Below are 15,861 nucleotides of genomic sequence, written 5' to 3'. Positions count from 1 at the left end.
CTATTTCAGCTCGGTTCGCGGCACGCCCTGCGAGGGATTTTCGGGCAGGTATTGCAGGAAGAATTTGGTCAGGCCGCGACGGCTGCGCAGGATCGGCGATTCGAAGTACTTCCAGGACACATGCGCGACAGCGTACGAGATGACGAAGCCGATGGCTGCGCCCGCGGTAATCTTCACGCTGTCGGGCACCGACATCCCGCCATAGAGCGTGAGCGCCTTGCCGAGCGGGTTCGGGATGAAGTTGTGAACGAGATAGAAGCCGTAGCTGATCTTCCCGAGATGCTCGAGCGGCTTCCACTCCAGCGCTTGAACAAAGATACTGTCCTGGTTGGCGCGAACCCACCAGATCAGCGCGACCAGGCACAGCCCGATCGCAATGTCGATCGCGGGGGAAAGATACGAAGGGGCGTCGTAAATCACGCCGTTCGAGCACAGCATGAACCCGACGATGAGAAGGCAGACGAACGTGCCGTTGCCGTTCGGAGCCCATTCCCGTCTCTGGAGATGCAAGATCGTCAGCGCGCCGCCAAACGCGATGAGGCTGAAATTCCACGGCGACAGGGTATGGATGGCCGTGTGATTGAAGCCCGACGAATACATCAGGAAATGGCTGATCACACCGAGAACGACGACGCTCATGCAGGTGACGAAATGGCGCTCCAGAGGAAGCAGGATGAACAGGAAGGGCGCGATCACGTAGAACTGCTGCTCGACCGAGAGCGTCCAGAGCACGCCGAAGGGACCAGCGGTCCCGCCGATGACGCTGCCGATCCAGTAGTTGGACAGGTACACGACGTGATAGCGGAAGCCGAGATCGGGCCCCGCGTGCTGAAAATAGGACCGGGTCAGGAACAGGATGGCGAGAAGCGCATAATATGCGGGAAAGATGCGCGTCGCCCGCTTGACCCAGAAGGTGACGATTTCCGCCGCGGGCCGGGATGCGGCCGTCCCGACCTTGCCTCGCTGCCTGTTGAGCTCGCCGATGATCAGGAAGCCGCTCAGGATGAAGAATATCCAGACGCCGACGCTGCCCGAGTAGAACTGCAGTCCGCACTTGTGATTGAGATAGACCAGGACGACCGAGAGACCGCGCAGCCCGTTGAATCCCAAGATGCTGCCCGACTTCTCGGTGTTGACGCGCTCAGATCCAGGTAAAGGCATTGCAGGTTCTTTTCTTCGCACGGAGACCGAAAGCTACAGTCCCCTGGTTCTCAACTCAGTCGATTCTTCAGCCGACAGGCGGCCGCCGGCAAATTCCGAAAGAAGGAAGAGCGCAACCTTGGGCCTGTCGATCTCGTACATCAACCCAAACCTGTTCTCCGGCGGCTTCTTCTGCGGCTCGTCGAACAGCTCGTAGACCATCACGCTCTCGATCTCGACGTCTTTCTGGTTCTTCAGATATTGGAAGGTGTCCCGCAGTGACCGGAGGCATTGCTCCGTCAGGGGATCGCCAGGCCGATTTCCATAGGCCGGCTTGTAGATCTCGGCGCAATTGACCTCGTTGAACGTCACCGGGCGGTGATAGGACGCCAGCTTCTTGAAGAGGTCGAAGGGCGGATTGCGTCCATTCCAGTGCCGATGCGGATTCTGCCCCGCCACCTCGTAATAGTGGTAGGAGATCACGTCGTATTTCACGCCCCGGGACTCCATGAAGTCGAGGAAGCCCAGCATCGTCGACGTCGTGTTCAGCACCTTGCGCAGACGACTTCCGGTCTCGCGGTTGATCTGGTCGATGGCATCGGACGCGCCGTGCAACACCTGGGCCCAGTCTTCCATCACCGGCATTTCGAAGTCTGCCGCGGTCATGCCGCGCCCGAACAGCTTCTTCCCGTCGGAATCGACCGCGAACAGGTTGATCTCGTTCTCAAGCTCCCAGTCGGACACATCGTCCTTGAATTGCCGGACGAACGCGTAGGTGCGGTCGTAGCCCTGCCTGTAGAGCGCGTCCCGGTCTCCTTTGGGGTACCGCCCCTTGTCGGTGCGGTCACCGTAGCGGAAAGGGAAGTTGACCAAAGGGTGAAGCGTGATCGAGTATTTTCTGGCAAGCGCAATGGTTTGCCGGAACATCGCGGCTTCGCCCGGCTCGGCATCTTGCGTCAGATTGAGACCGGTCCTGTATTGCGTGAGCCCGCGCTCCCTCATGAGCTGAAAGATCGGCGCGAGATCCCTGCGCTTTTGCGGCGGTCCGCCGACCCCCCACTCCAACGCGTTCGCATGAGAACAGGCGGCAGCGATCGCCCAGGTGACGAGCAACGGCAAGGCGACGAACTTGGCGAGGCGATGGCTCAATCTGCAAGGCTCGGCGTTTTTTGGGGGGGGCAAATCGTCAAAGGGGCAGCAACGAATCACATGCTGCAAAATGCAGGCCGTTTCCCCTCTGCACGGGCGGCGTGCGGGTCGGGCGCGGCAACGCGCGCCCGACGTCGGCCTGGCTCAGTAGGCTTCCTGATGAATCAGCGCCAGCGCGGTCTTCAGGATGATCCTGAAGTCGAGCCAGATGCTCCAATTGCTGACGTACCAGATGTCGTATTCGACCCGCTTTTCCATCAGATCGATGGTCGGCGTCTCGCCGCGGAAGCCGTTGACCTGGGCCCAACCGGTCAGGCCCGGCTTCATGTGATGCCGGTACACGTAGTTGCTGATGATCGGATCGTAGTAATTGTCGTGCGCGAGCGCATGCGGGCGCGGCCCGACCAGCGACATCTCGCCGCGCAGAACGTTCCAGAGCTGCGGCAGTTCGTCGATGCTGGTCCGCCGCAGCGCACGGCCGACACGGGTCACCCGCGCGTCGCTCTTCGTCGCCTGCGTGACCACATGACCGTTCTCCGCCACCGTCATCGAGCGGAACTTCCAGATATCGAATTGCTTGCCGTTGAAGCCGCGCCGGGCCTGCTTGAAGATCACTTTGCCCTTGGAATCGAGCTTGATCATGATCGCAGCCGTGATCAGCAGCGGCGCCAGCAGCAGAAGCGCGAACGAGGCAAGGCCGATGTCGAGGCAGCGCTTCTGCGCCTGCTCGAACACGCTGAGCGGCGCGCGCTGGATCTCGATCGCGACCGTGCCGCTGACGGGCTGGAACGGACGCGAGACCAGATCGGCGATCGGGAAATCCGGCAGAAGACGGATCGGCTGGGGGACAACGCGCAGATGCTGGCTCAGCTTCTGGAGAAGCGGCATCTCGTCCCAGTCGATGACCAGGAGATATTCTTCCACATCCGCCGTGCGCGCTTGACGGGTGATGTCGCGAATCTCGTGATCCCAGCCCGCGCCCTCTTCAGACGGATCGAGCACGAAATGTCGCACGACGTTGAAGCCGTGCTTGCGCAGATCCTTGAACCGGGTCGAGGTGAAATCGAGAGGCTTGAGGCTGAGCAGCACGACCTTGCGGTCCACCAGACGGCCCTTGGCGTAGCTCGAGGTCAGCGCCAGGCGCCACAGCACGCGCAGACCGCCCAAGGCGACGCCGCCGGTCGCGGCGAACAGCAGCGTGGTTCCGCGCGACAGGTCCGCGGACGATTTGAGCAGGAACGCCTCGACGGCGAGAATAGTGAGCGAGATCAGCCAGACCGCCAGGGCCTTGCGCAGCTGCCAGACCGTGTTCAGCAGACGATGGTGATCGTAGACGCCCTGGAAGTAAGCGATGGTCACGAACACCGCGCCGACGACCAGGCCTGCTCCGACGGATGAGTCCTGCTCGATCACGAGCACGCGATACAGGCCGCTCGCCACGAAATAGCTGAGCAGTACGGCGACGAAGTCTCCGGCGATCAAAGCCACTTGCAGGGGTCTTTGGAGGGCACCGCGTCGGTTCGAGATAACCGAATAATAGTTTTCCGAACCGTAAGTTGCTACAGCCATCCGAACCTCGCTGCCTCGTCACCACTCGCAATCAGAATTGCGAGCAAATCGATCTAATTTTTTCGATGTGCGCCGAAGTATATCTTAACTAAACAAAGCGACATTGCGGCAGTGCACCGAAAAAATCAAATCGATTTTCATGCAATGCAGCGTCGCAGCAAAACAATGCTCAAACTACTGTCACACGCGTGACAATTAAGCAGGCATCACGCCGCGTTTCACACCAAATCGCGTCATTTTCGCACAGCATTGTCGCGCGCATTTGAACGGCTGTTCAACCATGCCGCTTAAGCCGTTATTAGGCCGCGGCCATTAACACTCGTGACCAATTCGAGGAGTTGCGTCGTGAGTACGGTTGCCATTTTCAGTCTGCTGATCGGATCGTTGCTGGGAGGCCGATTCCGAATCTTCATCCTGCCGCCCGCCATCGTTCTCGGCGCCACGATCCTCGGTGCGGGCTCCGCCTGGCGGGGACATGATTCAGCTCACATCGTTGTGACGATCCTCGTTTTCGCGTCGGTGCTCCAGCTTGGCTATTTCTGCGGCGCGGTTCTGGTCCGCGCGCGAGAGGCCGCCTATCGCGGCAAGGCCGCACCATCGTTCGACAGCGGCAACTCGGCCAGCCTCGCGCAAGCTTGGGGACGGGTGATTCGCAACGCTGGTGAATGATCGAGCAGGCGCAGGCTTGCCGGCAGGGGTAGAAAAAAACCTGCTCGGACACCCAAATTCGCCGATAGCATATTGACATCCCGGGCGAAGCTCTTTGAAAGAGTTGCACCCCATGTCCATGATTGCGCCCCGAAATTCGCCCCGGCCGAAGCTACCGAACGGCGTGCGCATCTATGCGATCAGCGATATCCACGGCTGCGCCCATCTGCTCGAGCAGATGTTCGCCGTGATCGATGCGGACATGGCGAACAGCCGGCCGTATCGCGCGATCGAGGTCTTCCTCGGCGACTACATCGATCGCGGACCGGACTCGCGTCATACCCTCGATCTCCTGATCAACCGCAGCCGCCGCCGCAACACCGTCTTTCTCAAGGGCAATCACGAGGCCTATTTCACCTCGGTGCTGGAAGATCCCGCCCGCGCCGCCGAATGGTTTCAGTTCGGCGGGCTCCAGACCCTGATGTCGTACGGCGTATCGGCCGCGCCCGGCCTTGGCAAGGACGAGTTGCCCGATCTGGTTCGCGAGCTCACATCCGTGATGCCGCCGGAGCACATCGCGTTCCTGCGCCAGTTGCGGCCGACCTTCACATGCGGCGACTTCTTCTTCGTCCATGCAGGGGTGCGTCCGGGAATTCCGCTCTCCGAGCAGCGCGAGCAGGACCTGTTGTGGATCAGGGACGAGTTCCTGCAAAGCAATAGGCGCTTCGGCAAATACGTCGTGCACGGCCATACGCCGGTGAAGCAGGCCGAGCTGCTCGAGAACCGGGCCAACATCGATACCGGGGCCTACGCCACCGGAAACCTGACGCTGCTGTCCATTCAGGGCAACAGCATGCTCGCGATCTAGCGGTCTCGCTCGCGCGCCGTACCAGGCGTCAGTTGGTGGGGCTCGCCGGAGGCCGGTAGTCCGGGAAACGGCTCAGCATCGCCGCCTTCAGGAACTTGAAATGGGCGATCGAGGCGCCGAGCTCCTTGAGCCGGCGCTGGCCGTTCAGGATTTCCTTGTCGAACAGGTCCTGGTGGTGATTGTCGAGCGCCTCGCGCTCGAGGTATTCGTCGTCGCCGTTGCCGATCGTCACGGCGGCGCGCGCCAGCACGTCCTCGACCCGGCGGTTGAGACCTGACTGCTCGCGCTCCGCCGCATGCAGGGCGTCATCGATCGCAACCATGATGGCTTCGATGCGGGTGCGATCGGTTTCGGCGTCGCGCTCGGGCGAGCGCGCGCGGAACACCTGCTCTCCGCCGAAACGGTCTTTCAGGAAGTTATGGGTGCGGGCCCGCAGGAAGAGCTGAAACATGCGTGCATTTTCCGGTTCGAGGCGCCAGACCAGAAAATGGGCCTGCGATGGTTAATAAAGGTTGAATCCTTCGCGCCGTTCGGTGCGGCTTTGCGCCATCCAGGCCCTCCAGGCCCCCTCGTGCTTCTCATAGAGCTCGAGCCTGCGCCGCTCGCCGGCATCGGGCGCGACCTGCGCCTGCTCGCTGTCGAGCCGCTCGAACTCGAACGTCTCCTCGGGCGTCAGGCCGATCAGGACGCGGCGACCTCCCCCATCGACGAAATACCGCCGTGGCGCGTTGTACGTCGGGCTCGTCATGGCGTCTCCCCGAAATCCCGTCATGATTCACTCCCCTCCACCGCCATGCGAGCCGCAACGCGAGAACCGCACGCCGGTTGTAAATCCTCAGAATGCACGCCGCGCCCTCGCCAATGAACTGTTCTGCCGGAACGCGGTGGGACTGTAGGGACGGTGGAACGGATGACGCTCCGCGCGCTCGCGGGGCCGCAGCGCGCGTGTCGCATAGCCTGCGCCAAAGCCAGCGAGGAGCGAGACCAGGATCGCGAGCAGCATCATTCGTAATTCGTTCCAGTGATACTGGCAGTCTCATCCTCGAGTTGTGTCGAGATCATGATCACCGCCGCTGATTTTCTCGTCATGCCAGGGATTTTTTGGGCAGCACCCTGCATGCGAAGTGATCGGCTCGTGCGTCAGCCGAAAAACCAGAGGAACAATCGCACCAGCAACAGCGTGATGAAATACACCCAGCCCGCCATCGCGATCAGCGCAACGCTGAAGAACGCGCCTTCAAACGCCCGCTCTCTGAGCTTGGTGAGAGGAAGTGCCGCTCGCGCCTTTTGAAGCATCTCGGTCTTCTTGATTTTGTTGATTTTGATTTGTTCGTGCGCGCGCACCATAGCCGAACGAATTCGACGATCTCGTGACGACTCAACCGAGAGAAGCATAATACTGCTCGTCAAACCGCTGCCGCATGCATCGCGATTGGATTTTTTCTCGTTCGAAGCCGTTGCGACCAACCGGCGCCGATTCAATTCAAGTTGATCGCTCGAATCGACGTCGTGATTTCGAAGCAAACAATGTCGTGATCCCGAAGCATCTAATTCCTAATCGCGCACAAGTGCTGACGCCGCAACGCCGTGCCATCCATTATCAAGGGGAGATTGCCGCCTGAGCTTGGAGGACATTGAGCGCGCAGGGAACAAGTTCCCTGCTCGCCTCCATCGCCAGCATGGCGTCCGAGCAGCTCCTGCCTGTCTTCGGCAAGCCGATGATCCCGTGCCTGCGATCCATCCTGACGTTCGCCGACGTCAGGAGAATCCTCACCACCACCACGCGGCAGGACCAGTCGCTGTTTCGACGGCTGCTCGGCGACGGCTCGGGGATCGGCACTTCTTCCATGCTGATCAGAACAGTCCGCGCGGATTGGCGGAGCTGCTGAGTCTTGCCGCAGCGTCGAGACGCGAAGTCGGGTCTCGGATATCGGCAGGCGCCCCCCGCGAGGATTTCGAGTGCGGACTTGCGAAGACCGTGCGCCGGTTCTGCGACAACCGGACGTGGTGGCAGAACATCCTCGATCCCCACCATCACAGCGTGCAGATCGATCTTGGTTAGCGAAACTCCGTGGTTATACGGAGCGCAACGCGCCGATTTCATCGCGGTAAGGTTGAGCAGTTAGCTTAATCCGCGTTGTTTGTTGCGAACCTTAGTGGATCGCATATCCATCTTCTCACCGGGCTCCCCCAGGCCCGGCCCCACCCAAGCAAAGCCGTCGAGCGAACGTGGGTCCGCTTGGCGGCTTTGTCTTTGTCTCGACGAGAGGATGATTTCGGTTATGGCGCGCAGGCCCTGGTCGTTCAAGGAAGACCGCCGGCTGATGGAATTGGCCAAGTCTTCGACTTCGCTGGAAGAGGCAGCAAAACTTCTCGGGCGCTCGCCCGATGCGATCAAGCGTATGGCCTTGCGCCTCGGCCTGTCGCTCAAATCCAAGGGCGCCAAGAAGGGCTAGCGTCGGCCGCGCGCGACACGTCATGGACGGGTGTGTCCGCCTCATCGATCGATGAATGGCAGCCGCCAGTCGACATGGGCCGATCGCTTCAGCACTCTCGATCTCTCCGCACCCGGATGTTAGACTATCCAACGATGAAGATTGAACATCGTCCCTTTTCGGCGCAAAACGGTCGCCGGACCGGCTTCGGTCTCAGTTTGATAGATTGTTGGAGGAATGCACCATGTTGTCCCGCGCGCTCGCCGTAGCTCTGCTCCTGGCTTTGCCCTCAGTAGCGTCGGCGCAAGTCCCCGTGGGGTTCGGATTTCCAAACGGCGCGCCGTGGTGCGCCTTCGGTTTCGATTGCCGATTCCTGAATTACCGGGAATGCGCCGACTGGATTTTCGATCCTGCGCGCAACTGCCTCAAGAATCCGTACTTCGCAGCCCACTACCCGACCAATGTCGACAAGGGCTGGTCCTACAATCGGCGCTGAACGTCGGTCCCTGCGAACGGCTTGGTCATGCGGTCAGGCGCGTTGCTTTGTGCTTGACCGGAGGCCAGGTTTGTCGATGACGAGAATTTGGGCAGGTGCGATCGCCTGCCCGTTCCCCTGACGGCGGAACTCTCGGCGGCGCTCCGCATTGCTTTCGAAAGAAAGCGGGAGGCGGAGCCGTCATGGCAAGCTCTTTCCTTATCGTGATGTCGATCTGGTTCGGCATCAACATCCTGTTCTTGGCAGTCCGGCTTTGGGTCACCAGGCGGAAGAACTGGCAGATGAATGCCTGCCCTCGCCAACTCAGCGCCGTCCGCGTGAGATCGCGACTGCACCGCCACGTTTGACGTCAAGTGAATGCATGCGGATTGGGCCGTAGCCACAGCTCCGCGGCTCGCCCGTGAACCTTGGTTCATGCCCTCGAGGGTTTGTGAACCTTAACGATGTTCTTGGCTTTCGAAAGCGGCCAGCCGGTCGACCGGCTATGTTGGCGCAATGCGCCGCAACCATCTCATCGCAGCCGCGGTTATCTGTCTCGTGCTCATCGTCTATGCGACGCTGGCCAAGCTCGCGGGCCGGCCGGCACTCATGGGCCACGCGGAGGCCTACTGGGTCGTCGTGATTGAGCGCTTCAGCGCCTACGGCCTGTTGGGCTTCCTGCTGTCCTTCCTGCTACCGGGGCGCGTCAAGCTGGCTTGCGCGTTCGTGGTCGCCGTCGCAGTCGGGTTAGAGGTCTTGCAGGCCGTGACGCCGGATCGTGATCCACGATTCATCGATGTACTGCAAAAGGCCGCCGGCGGCACCGTCGGCGTCCTTCTGGCCCAGACCATCCTGGCATTCCTGCCGAGGCCGCCGTCCTGAGGCGGCCACCGGCGCCGCGAGAACTTACGCCACTCCGCGCCGCAAGCTCGGCTGACTGGTCGAAAGAACCCCGGACATCTGCCGATGGGCATCGCGCAGCGCCCTGATCGCGTCATCGAGGTCGAATTCGGCTTCGCGAACGGTCTCGAAGAACCGGGCCATCAAGGCGAGGTTCAGCTTCACGCGGGTGTTCCCGTCGCGGCTCTTGCGGCGATCGAGCGAAAGATGCAGCGCCTGCATCCTGGCCTCGGCAGCGCTGCAGCCGCTGAGGGTCGCGAGTTCGTCATATGTCATCCAGATCTGAGGCATGTCCCTGTCCGCCTTTTGTTATGGGCCCCAACCTAGATTTCACCTCTAAAACTAGTGTTGCCGCAGTCCAGTCGCGCCGTGATTTCGCGACAACAGCGTCAATGCAAAGCTAAAAGCCCGCACCCTACGACACAGGCGCCTTGGGCGGCGTGAACGGATGACGCGGCCGGGAACGGTTGTCGAGGCCCTTGGGCAGCTTGTCGGCGTTGAGCTTCACGACCGCGCATTTGGCGTCGGTTGCCGGCGCATCTTCCTGGCTGTAGATCAGCGTCGCCTCGAACTTCACGTCGGGTGCTTCCTTGGCCGTTCCCGAACAGCTCGCCACCAGGCCGTTGCACACACCCGAGAGTTTGACCTCGACCTCATCGGGCCCAAACACGCTCAGCGGGCCGTCAGCATGCCGGTTCACGGTCAGGACGGCCGAGAAGTGCTGCTCATCGACCCGGTAGGAACCACCATAAGTAAAGAAGCTGTCGCGGCCCGAGATCCGGCCCTCGGCCAGATCCACGATGCCGGTGCCCTGACCTCGTGGGGTCCTGAACCAGGCAGCGTATTTACCGTCTCTCAGCATGGGGAATTTTCCGAGGTGAAGATCGCCCTGTATTTGCGACCAACTCTGGGGCGCGACAATGACCTAACGGCCAGCCCTTCGGGCAAGGTTAATGCTCGGAAAACCCAATCCGTCGAATTGCCGCCGACGCGCGACGCCGGCGGCGAACGTCAGAACAACTCTATGCCGTCATCCGCGGTCTCGACCGCTTCGACGCGGCGCGTGGCGGCGATCGACGCAAGGCCAAGCGTTTGCAGGAATTCCCGGTGAACGTCCCGCTCGCGCTCCATCGTGTAGCGCGCGAAGAGATCATCGAGCATCGCCTGATCCTGCGCCTCCGGCTGCGGCCGCCGCGCGCCGGCGCTCGCGGTCTCGAGCCGCGCAGCAACCGCAGGCAAGGCTGCGGAGCTCTCGCCTAGCGAGCTCATCAGACCTTGCGCCGAATTCATCAGGCCCTCGAATTCCGCGCCTTCATCGACGAGCCGGCTCATCAGCTTGCCGAGCCGTTCGTTGCCGACCTCGACCTCGCGCAGCGCCTGGAGGATCTGCGGCTCGAACTTGGCGAGCTGCGTGGGATCGCCCCGGACGCGGAGCTCCTTCAGCTCGTTCGCAGAGCGCTCGATGCCGTCGAGCACGGGCCGCAAGCGCCCCGCGCCCACAGAGACCTGGTCGGCGGTCGCCTTGAGCTCGTTGGCGATCACGACGAAAGCGCTGCCGCGGCTGCCCAGATGGCTTGCCTTGAGGCCGGCATTCATTCCGATCAGGGTGATGTCGACGGTGGCCTCGGCGAGCCCGGCGATCGCCTGGCGAAACTTTGCCAGCGTGTCCTCGACGATGGCGAGCGCCTCGTCGACCGAGCGGCCGGCGCTCTCGCAGGTGGCGATCAGGGTCGAGGCATGTGCCAGTGCCTGCTTGATGCGCGCCAGGAACGATGACGAGCCGCCATCCGCGCCGCCGAACAGCGTGCGGCCATGGCCGACGACACTGCCCGCATCGTGCAGGATGGCGGTGAGCGCGCGAACGATCTGGCCGATATCGCCGCCGAATTCGCGCTGGGCGTCCCTGAGCAGGGCCGCCTGCAACTGGCAGATCGCGCGCGCGCCGTCCTCGCTCGCACCCCGTTCGGGAACGAGGCCCGGCACAGCTTCCGACACTTGGCCGAGGCCATGACAGACATGTTCGAGGCGCTGGCGCGTGCTGTCGCCGGCCTGCAAGGAAATGATCGCGCCGCCAACCGCCTCGGCGATCTTCCTGGTGCTGGTGCTCGCGAGGTCGGCGAGCTGGCTGCTGTCGCGGCGCTGGCCGCGCAATCCGGAATAGGCTGCGCCGAGCTCGGCGCTCTCCGACACCAATTGATTCCGATAACGGCTCTCGAACTCCTTCTGCCGACCGGCGGCAGTAGCAACGGCCTCCGACAGGCGCTGCTGGTCCCGCGCGCAGCTCTCGATCGAACCTTGTACCGCCTTGCCGAGATCGTAGGCTTCCTGCGTGAAGGCGAGAAAGCCCTCGCGATCGCCATCCAGCGAGGCCGCCTCGATCCGCGCGCTGCGCGCGATGATGGTGATCATCTGGATATGCTTGAACAGCGGCTTGAGCAGCGCGGACGCCTCCGCCGTGCTGGTGCCGATGGTCGCAAGCAGCGCGCTCTCGGACGGCAGCGCCTCTGCCAGCTCGCTGAGCCGCGCGGCGATCTCCTGTAGCGCGGTGGCCGCGCCCTCGATCTCGGCGCCGGAGAGTTCCTCCGAGAGCGTCGCGAGGCCCTGGTTCAGTTCCTTGAAGATGAGGTGGCCGCGACCGAGCTCGTGACCGACGCGCGCGAAGACGTCCTCGATCCGCGACGAGACATCCTCGATCGCGACGATCGCCTCGGTGAGCGTGTTGGCTGGAATGGCGGACATCGCAATCAACCTGCCACCGCAACGTGTCCGGCCTGATACCAGAGCATGATCTCGCGCGGGATATGATGCAGCGAGACGACCTTCTCGACACCGCCATGCGCGATGGCTTCCTTGGGCATGCCGAACACCACGCAGCTCTCCTCGTCCTGCGCGCGGGTCGAGGCGCCGAGCTTGCGCATCTCCAGCATGCCGCGCGCGCCGTCGTCGCCCATGCCCGTCATGATCACGCCGAGCGCATTGGCGCCGGCATGCTGGGCCGCGGAGCGAAACAGCACGTCGACCGAGGGGCGATGCCGCGACACCGGCGGGCCGTCCTTGATCGCGATCTGGTAACGCAGGCCGATGCGCTGGAGCAGCATGTGACGGGCGCCCGGCGCGATATAGGCGCATCCCGGCAGCACCGGCTCGCCGTCCTCGGCTTCCTTGACGCGGACCTGGCAGACGCTGTCGAGACGCCTGGCGAAGGCCGCGGTGAACCCTGCCGGCATGTGCTGGACGATGACGATGGGAGGACAGTGCGGCGGCAGCATCTCGAGGACGTCGTTGAGCGCTTCGGTGCCGCCGGTCGATGCGCCGATGCATACGATGCGCTCAGTCGTCGGCCGGACCTTGCCCTGCACCGGCGGCGGGATGATGGCGTCGGCGGTCAGCTTCCTCTCGATCATACGGCGCTCCGCCCGCGGACGCACCCGCGCGCGCGCTGCCGATTTCACGGCCTCGCGCAGCCGCGTCGAGCATTCGAGCAGCGCCTGCCGGGTGTCGATCTTCGGCTTCGGCACGATGTCGACCGCGCCCGCCTCGAACGCCTCGAACATCACGTTGGAGCCTTCCTCGGTGAGCGAGGAGCAGATGATCACCGGGATCGGGCGCTGCGCCATGATCTTGCGCAGGAAGGTCATGCCGTCCATGCGCGGCATTTCCAGGTCGAGGATCATGACATCGGGGATTTCGTTCTGGAGGCGGCGCGCCGCCGCGAACGGATCGGAGGCCGCCCCCATCACCTCGATGTCAGGATCGTCGTTGAGGATCGTTTGCAGGATTTGGCGCACCGACGCCGAATCGTCCACGATCAGTACGCGAACTTTCTCCCTCGGCATTCTGGTTGCGCTCCGGCTAGACCTTGAAAATGGTTGGCTGAACTTGCTTCAGACCCGGCACTGCACTGTGAATCATCGATTCCGAATGACCGACCAGAAGATAGCCGCCGGGCCGCAAATGGCTGCACAATTGCTCGATCACCTTGCGCTGGGTCTCGCGCTCGAAATAGATCAGGACGTTGCGGCAGAAGATGATGTCGACGTCCCGGTCGACGGGGTAGGACTTATCCATGAGGTTCATCCTCATGAAATGCGTCATGCGCCGCAATTCCGGCACCACCCGCACTTCGCCGCGCAACTTGTCCCGCGACGACAGGAAATAACGCTTCACGAAGGGCTCCGGCACCGGGGCGAGCACGTCGCGGGTGTAGATCGCGGACTTGGCAAGTCGCAGCACCGCGGTCGAGATGTCGGTCCCGAGGATGCGGTACTGAAACCGCGAGCCGTTCCGCGTCATGTCGTCCAGCACCATGGCGGTGGTGTAGGCTTCCATGCCGGTGGAGCTCGCCGAGCTCCAGATCTTCAGGTTCGCGTTCTTCCGCCCGTGCGACTTGAGCAGGGCCGGGATCGCGACGTCCCTCATGAAGGTGAAGTGCTGGGGCTCCCGGAAGAAGTCGGTCTTGTTGGTCGTCACCACATCGATGAGATGGGTCAGCTCGGTGTCGAAATGATCGGCCTCGAACAGGTTGTCGACATACTCGTTGAGGTCGGAGAAGTTCAGCGCGCGCACGCGCTTGTGCAGCCGCCCCTCCAGCATCAGCCGCTTGCCCTGCGGCAGCTTGATGCCGACCTGGCCCTCGATCAGTTCGGCTATGGTCCGGAAGTGGCGGTCGGACAGATGGACGACCGTATCCTGCACGGCGGGCATCATGGCTGAATGCCCCGATCCGCGATGGCCGCCTGCACTGAATATTGGGCCGAACGGGCCATCTTGAATCCCACGCGTTTACACGATCACTGACGGCGGATCGGCCCACCGGTGAAGGATGGGCCGACCTCTTGACCGCTCTCAGCGCTGGAAATCGGCGTCCCGATCGTCCTCGCCGTCGTTCATGTCGAAGGCGAAGCCGCCGCCACCGGCCGCCTTCACCGCGCGCGCCGGCCTCGCCTGCGGCTTCTTGGCCGGCCGCTCGACGGCCGCCATTGTCGCCGCCTTGGCGCGGAGCTGGGTAACCGCCCGGTCGATCGGCGCAGCGGCCTGGCTGCGTCCCTGCTCGATGCGGAAATAGGCGATCGTCGACTGAAGCTGCTCGGCCTGCGAGGCGAGCTCCTCCGAGGTCGAGGAGACCTGTTCGGACGCGCTGGCGTTCTGCTGGCCGACCTTGTCGAGCTGCTGGATCGCCTGGTTGATCTGGGCCGAGCCGACGTCCTGCTCGCGGCAGGCGGCGGTGATTTCCTCGACGAGCTCTGCCGTCCTCTTGATATCAGGGACGAGCTTGGAGAGCATATTGCCGGCTTCCTGCGCGACCTTGACGGTTTCAGTCGAGAGCGTGCCGATCTCGGCGGCGGCCGCCTGGCTGCGTTCGGCGAGCTTGCGCACTTCGGACGCAACCACGGCAAAGCCCTTGCCGTGCTCGCCGGCGCGCGCGGCCTCGACCGCGGCGTTGAGCGCGAGCAGGTCGGTCTGGCGCGCGATCTCCTGCACGATCGTGATCTTCTCTGCGATGGTCTGCATCGCGTTGACGGCGCGGCCGACCGCGGCGCCGCTGGCCTCGGCATCCTTGGCGGACTGCGCGGCGATCTTCTCGGTCTGGTTGGCGTTGTCGGCGTTCTGCTTCACGTTCGAGGCCATCTCTTCCATCGAGGAGGAGGCTTCCTCGGCGGACGAGGCCTGCTCGGTCGCGCCCTGCGAGAGCTGCTCGGCACTGGCCGAGAGCTCCTGGCTGCCGGCGGAGACGTTCTGCGCCGCGGTCAGGGCTTCCGACACGATCTGGCGAAGCTTCTCCACCATGCGCTCGAGCGCGAGGCCGAGCGTATCCTTGTCCGACAGCGGTTTGGCCTCGACCATGAGATCGCCCTGCGCGATCTGGTTGGCGAGCGCCGCCGTCGCGTTGAGGTTGACCGTCATCGCGTTCAGCGACTTGATGAGATCTCCGATCTCGTCATTGCTGGAGGACTCGATCTTGTGGCTGAGATCGCCGATCGCCACCGCATCAGCGAGGCCCACCGCCTGCGCCAGCGCACGGCTGATGTTCAGCGCAATCCAGGTCGCCGCGACCGCGGCGATCAGGAGCGAGGCAATGACCAGGCTCATCAGCAGCATCTCGGCGCGCGCACCGTCCTGCTTTGACTGCTCGGCCTGCTCAGCCATGTTCTTCTTGACATTCTTGATGTAGACATCGGCCGCTTCGATCGCGTCCGCAACGACCTTGCGGCCATCATGCATGGAGCGGTCCAGGGCCTTTGGCTTGTCGGTCTTCGCGAGCCGGACCGTCTCGTCCTGATAGGCGTTGAGCTTGGCGAAAGCGACGTTGAAGACCTCCATCAGCTTCTTGCCGCTTTCGCTGGCAGCCGCGTAGATCTCGTCCTTCGACTTGGTGATCGCATCGCGGTTCTTGATGAGGTCGGCCTGGAACTGCTCGTGCTCTGCATCGGACGCTGCGAGAATCGCGTTCTTCTCCGCGCGCACAAGGAACAGGATGCCTTCCTTCAGCTCCGCGGCCTTTTCCATCCGGCCCGCACGGCTGACCAGAAGCTCGGTGGTGCTGACCATGTCCGCCAGCTTCATATAGCCGACCGCACCGGCGATCATGGACAGCAGGATGACGACGCCGAAGGCGCTGGCAAGCTTGGCTTTGACGGTGAATCTCATGTCAGTCTCGTTGGTTCGAATTGGGGTGC

General features: G+C 62.8%; 19 protein-coding genes. 6 read left to right on the top strand and 13 right to left on the bottom strand.

All coding sequences use genetic code 11. The features are described 5' to 3' along the window. The 3 genes from AB7535_RS02390 to AB7535_RS02380 all read right to left on the bottom strand — a co-directional run bounded on the left by AB7535_RS02390 (position 1) and on the right by AB7535_RS02380 (position 3,858). The gene (locus AB7535_RS02390; RefSeq protein WP_085402142.1) at positions 1–1,161 is read right to left on the bottom strand and encodes an acyltransferase family protein; all 1,161 of its coding nucleotides are present in this window, start codon (positions 1,159–1,161) and stop codon (positions 1–3) included. A 33-nt stretch (positions 1,162–1,194) separates the two neighbouring features. After that, positions 1,195–2,289 carry a hypothetical protein gene (locus AB7535_RS02385; RefSeq protein WP_085402143.1) on the bottom strand — a complete coding sequence of 365 codons (1,095 nt, stop codon included), beginning with the start codon at positions 2,287–2,289 and terminating at the stop codon, positions 1,195–1,197. A gap of 144 nt (positions 2,290–2,433) precedes the next feature. After that, positions 2,434–3,858, bottom strand: a complete 1,425-nt coding sequence (locus tag AB7535_RS02380; RefSeq protein WP_085402144.1) for an undecaprenyl-phosphate glucose phosphotransferase — start codon at positions 3,856–3,858, stop codon at positions 2,434–2,436. A gap of 345 nt (positions 3,859–4,203) precedes the next feature. On the opposite strand from AB7535_RS02380, the gene AB7535_RS02375 reads away from it, so the two are divergent. Beyond that, entirely contained in the window at positions 4,204–4,527 is a 324-nt protein-coding gene (locus tag AB7535_RS02375) for a hypothetical protein (protein ID WP_085402145.1), read from the top strand. Positions 4,528–4,639: 112 nt separating this feature from the next. Continuing rightward, entirely contained in the window at positions 4,640–5,374 is a 735-nt protein-coding gene (locus AB7535_RS02370) for a metallophosphoesterase family protein (RefSeq protein ID WP_028154250.1), read from the top strand. Positions 5,375–5,402: 28 nt separating this feature from the next. On the opposite strand, the gene AB7535_RS02365 is transcribed toward AB7535_RS02370, so the two are convergent. The 4 genes from AB7535_RS02365 to AB7535_RS02350 form a co-directional block, all read right to left on the bottom strand. Then, the gene (locus AB7535_RS02365; protein WP_028150369.1) at positions 5,403–5,825 is read right to left on the bottom strand and encodes a hypothetical protein; all 423 of its coding nucleotides are present in this window, start codon (positions 5,823–5,825) and stop codon (positions 5,403–5,405) included. Between the two features lie 51 nt (positions 5,826–5,876). Beyond that, positions 5,877–6,122 carry a hypothetical protein gene (locus tag AB7535_RS02360; RefSeq protein WP_039146277.1) on the bottom strand — a complete coding sequence of 82 codons (246 nt, stop codon included), beginning with the start codon at positions 6,120–6,122 and terminating at the stop codon, positions 5,877–5,879. 87 nt (positions 6,123–6,209) lie between these two features. Next, positions 6,210–6,380 (bottom strand): hypothetical protein, encoded by a 171-nt coding sequence (locus AB7535_RS02355; RefSeq protein ID WP_162136531.1) that lies wholly within the window; start codon positions 6,378–6,380, stop codon positions 6,210–6,212. A 134-nt stretch (positions 6,381–6,514) separates the two neighbouring features. Then, complete coding sequence (locus AB7535_RS02350; protein WP_201266198.1) at positions 6,515–6,769, bottom strand: hypothetical protein; 255 nt, start codon at positions 6,767–6,769, stop codon at positions 6,515–6,517. 239 nt (positions 6,770–7,008) lie between these two features. On the opposite strand from AB7535_RS02350, the gene AB7535_RS02345 reads away from it, so the two are divergent. From AB7535_RS02345 to AB7535_RS02330, 4 genes are all read left to right on the top strand, one after another. After that, positions 7,009–7,263, top strand: a complete 255-nt coding sequence (locus AB7535_RS02345; RefSeq protein WP_085402146.1) for a hypothetical protein — start codon at positions 7,009–7,011, stop codon at positions 7,261–7,263. Between the two features lie 393 nt (positions 7,264–7,656). Further along, positions 7,657–7,830, top strand: coding sequence for a hypothetical protein (locus tag AB7535_RS02340; RefSeq protein WP_166103634.1), 174 nt, complete (start codon positions 7,657–7,659; stop codon positions 7,828–7,830). 223 nt (positions 7,831–8,053) lie between these two features. Next, complete coding sequence (locus tag AB7535_RS02335) at positions 8,054–8,305, top strand: hypothetical protein (RefSeq protein ID WP_014497530.1); 252 nt, start codon at positions 8,054–8,056, stop codon at positions 8,303–8,305. A gap of 495 nt (positions 8,306–8,800) precedes the next feature. After that, on the top strand, positions 8,801–9,166 hold the full coding sequence (locus AB7535_RS02330) for a VanZ family protein (RefSeq protein WP_028150366.1): 366 nt from the start codon (positions 8,801–8,803) through the stop codon (positions 9,164–9,166). Positions 9,167–9,190: 24 nt separating this feature from the next. On the opposite strand, the gene AB7535_RS02325 is transcribed toward AB7535_RS02330, so the two are convergent. The 6 genes from AB7535_RS02325 to AB7535_RS02300 all read right to left on the bottom strand — a co-directional run bounded on the left by AB7535_RS02325 (position 9,191) and on the right by AB7535_RS02300 (position 15,832). Then, positions 9,191–9,475: a hypothetical protein gene (locus AB7535_RS02325; protein ID WP_085402148.1), complete on the bottom strand. Its 285-nt coding sequence runs from the start codon at positions 9,473–9,475 to the stop codon at positions 9,191–9,193. A gap of 124 nt (positions 9,476–9,599) precedes the next feature. Further along, positions 9,600–10,046 (bottom strand): hypothetical protein, encoded by a 447-nt coding sequence (locus tag AB7535_RS02320; RefSeq protein ID WP_085402149.1) that lies wholly within the window; start codon positions 10,044–10,046, stop codon positions 9,600–9,602. Between the two features lie 149 nt (positions 10,047–10,195). Further along, on the bottom strand, positions 10,196–11,923 hold the full coding sequence (locus tag AB7535_RS02315; protein ID WP_354079009.1) for a chemotaxis protein: 1,728 nt from the start codon (positions 11,921–11,923) through the stop codon (positions 10,196–10,198). Positions 11,924–11,928: 5 nt separating this feature from the next. Beyond that, the gene (locus AB7535_RS02310; RefSeq protein ID WP_063985238.1) at positions 11,929–13,020 is read right to left on the bottom strand and encodes a protein-glutamate methylesterase/protein-glutamine glutaminase; all 1,092 of its coding nucleotides are present in this window, start codon (positions 13,018–13,020) and stop codon (positions 11,929–11,931) included. Positions 13,021–13,036: 16 nt separating this feature from the next. Next, positions 13,037–13,891, bottom strand: coding sequence for a CheR family methyltransferase (locus tag AB7535_RS02305; protein ID WP_071916273.1), 855 nt, complete (start codon positions 13,889–13,891; stop codon positions 13,037–13,039). A 138-nt stretch (positions 13,892–14,029) separates the two neighbouring features. After that, positions 14,030–15,832 (bottom strand): methyl-accepting chemotaxis protein, encoded by a 1,803-nt coding sequence (locus AB7535_RS02300; protein WP_071916274.1) that lies wholly within the window; start codon positions 15,830–15,832, stop codon positions 14,030–14,032. Between the last annotated feature and the right edge of the window lie 29 nt (positions 15,833–15,861).

The organism is Bradyrhizobium sp. 956_D2_N1_4 (genome assembly GCF_052076025.1).
Classification (GTDB): Bacteria; Pseudomonadota; Alphaproteobacteria; order Rhizobiales; family Xanthobacteraceae; genus Bradyrhizobium; species Bradyrhizobium barranii.
Note: the sequence above shows the minus strand (reverse complement) of the source record. Positions and strands in the feature narration are given on the sequence as shown.

Excerpts from the sequence above, each read along its gene's own strand:
- AB7535_RS02390 (WP_085402142.1), bottom strand. The coding sequence starts at position 1,161 with ATGCCTTTACCTGGATCTGAGCGCGTCAACACCGAGAAGTCGGGCAGC.
- AB7535_RS02380 (WP_085402144.1), bottom strand. The coding sequence starts at position 3,858 with ATGGCTGTAGCAACTTACGGTTCGGAAAACTATTATTCGGTTATCTCG.
- AB7535_RS02370 (WP_028154250.1), top strand. The coding sequence starts at position 4,640 with ATGTCCATGATTGCGCCCCGAAATTCGCCCCGGCCGAAGCTACCGAAC.
- AB7535_RS02365 (WP_028150369.1), bottom strand. The coding sequence starts at position 5,825 with ATGTTTCAGCTCTTCCTGCGGGCCCGCACCCATAACTTCCTGAAAGAC.
- AB7535_RS02360 (WP_039146277.1), bottom strand. The coding sequence starts at position 6,122 with ATGACGAGCCCGACGTACAACGCGCCACGGCGGTATTTCGTCGATGGG.
- AB7535_RS02355 (WP_162136531.1), bottom strand. The coding sequence starts at position 6,380 with ATGATGCTGCTCGCGATCCTGGTCTCGCTCCTCGCTGGCTTTGGCGCA.
- AB7535_RS02350 (WP_201266198.1), bottom strand. The coding sequence starts at position 6,769 with ATGCTTCTCTCGGTTGAGTCGTCACGAGATCGTCGAATTCGTTCGGCT.
- AB7535_RS02340 (WP_166103634.1), top strand. The coding sequence starts at position 7,657 with ATGGCGCGCAGGCCCTGGTCGTTCAAGGAAGACCGCCGGCTGATGGAA.
- AB7535_RS02335 (WP_014497530.1), top strand. The coding sequence starts at position 8,054 with ATGTTGTCCCGCGCGCTCGCCGTAGCTCTGCTCCTGGCTTTGCCCTCA.
- AB7535_RS02330 (WP_028150366.1), top strand. The coding sequence starts at position 8,801 with ATGCGCCGCAACCATCTCATCGCAGCCGCGGTTATCTGTCTCGTGCTC.
- AB7535_RS02325 (WP_085402148.1), bottom strand. The coding sequence starts at position 9,475 with ATGCCTCAGATCTGGATGACATATGACGAACTCGCGACCCTCAGCGGC.
- AB7535_RS02320 (WP_085402149.1), bottom strand. The coding sequence starts at position 10,046 with ATGCTGAGAGACGGTAAATACGCTGCCTGGTTCAGGACCCCACGAGGT.
- AB7535_RS02315 (WP_354079009.1), bottom strand. The coding sequence starts at position 11,923 with ATGTCCGCCATTCCAGCCAACACGCTCACCGAGGCGATCGTCGCGATC.
- AB7535_RS02310 (WP_063985238.1), bottom strand. The coding sequence starts at position 13,020 with ATGCCGAGGGAGAAAGTTCGCGTACTGATCGTGGACGATTCGGCGTCG.
- AB7535_RS02305 (WP_071916273.1), bottom strand. The coding sequence starts at position 13,891 with ATGATGCCCGCCGTGCAGGATACGGTCGTCCATCTGTCCGACCGCCAC.
- AB7535_RS02300 (WP_071916274.1), bottom strand. The coding sequence starts at position 15,832 with ATGAGATTCACCGTCAAAGCCAAGCTTGCCAGCGCCTTCGGCGTCGTC.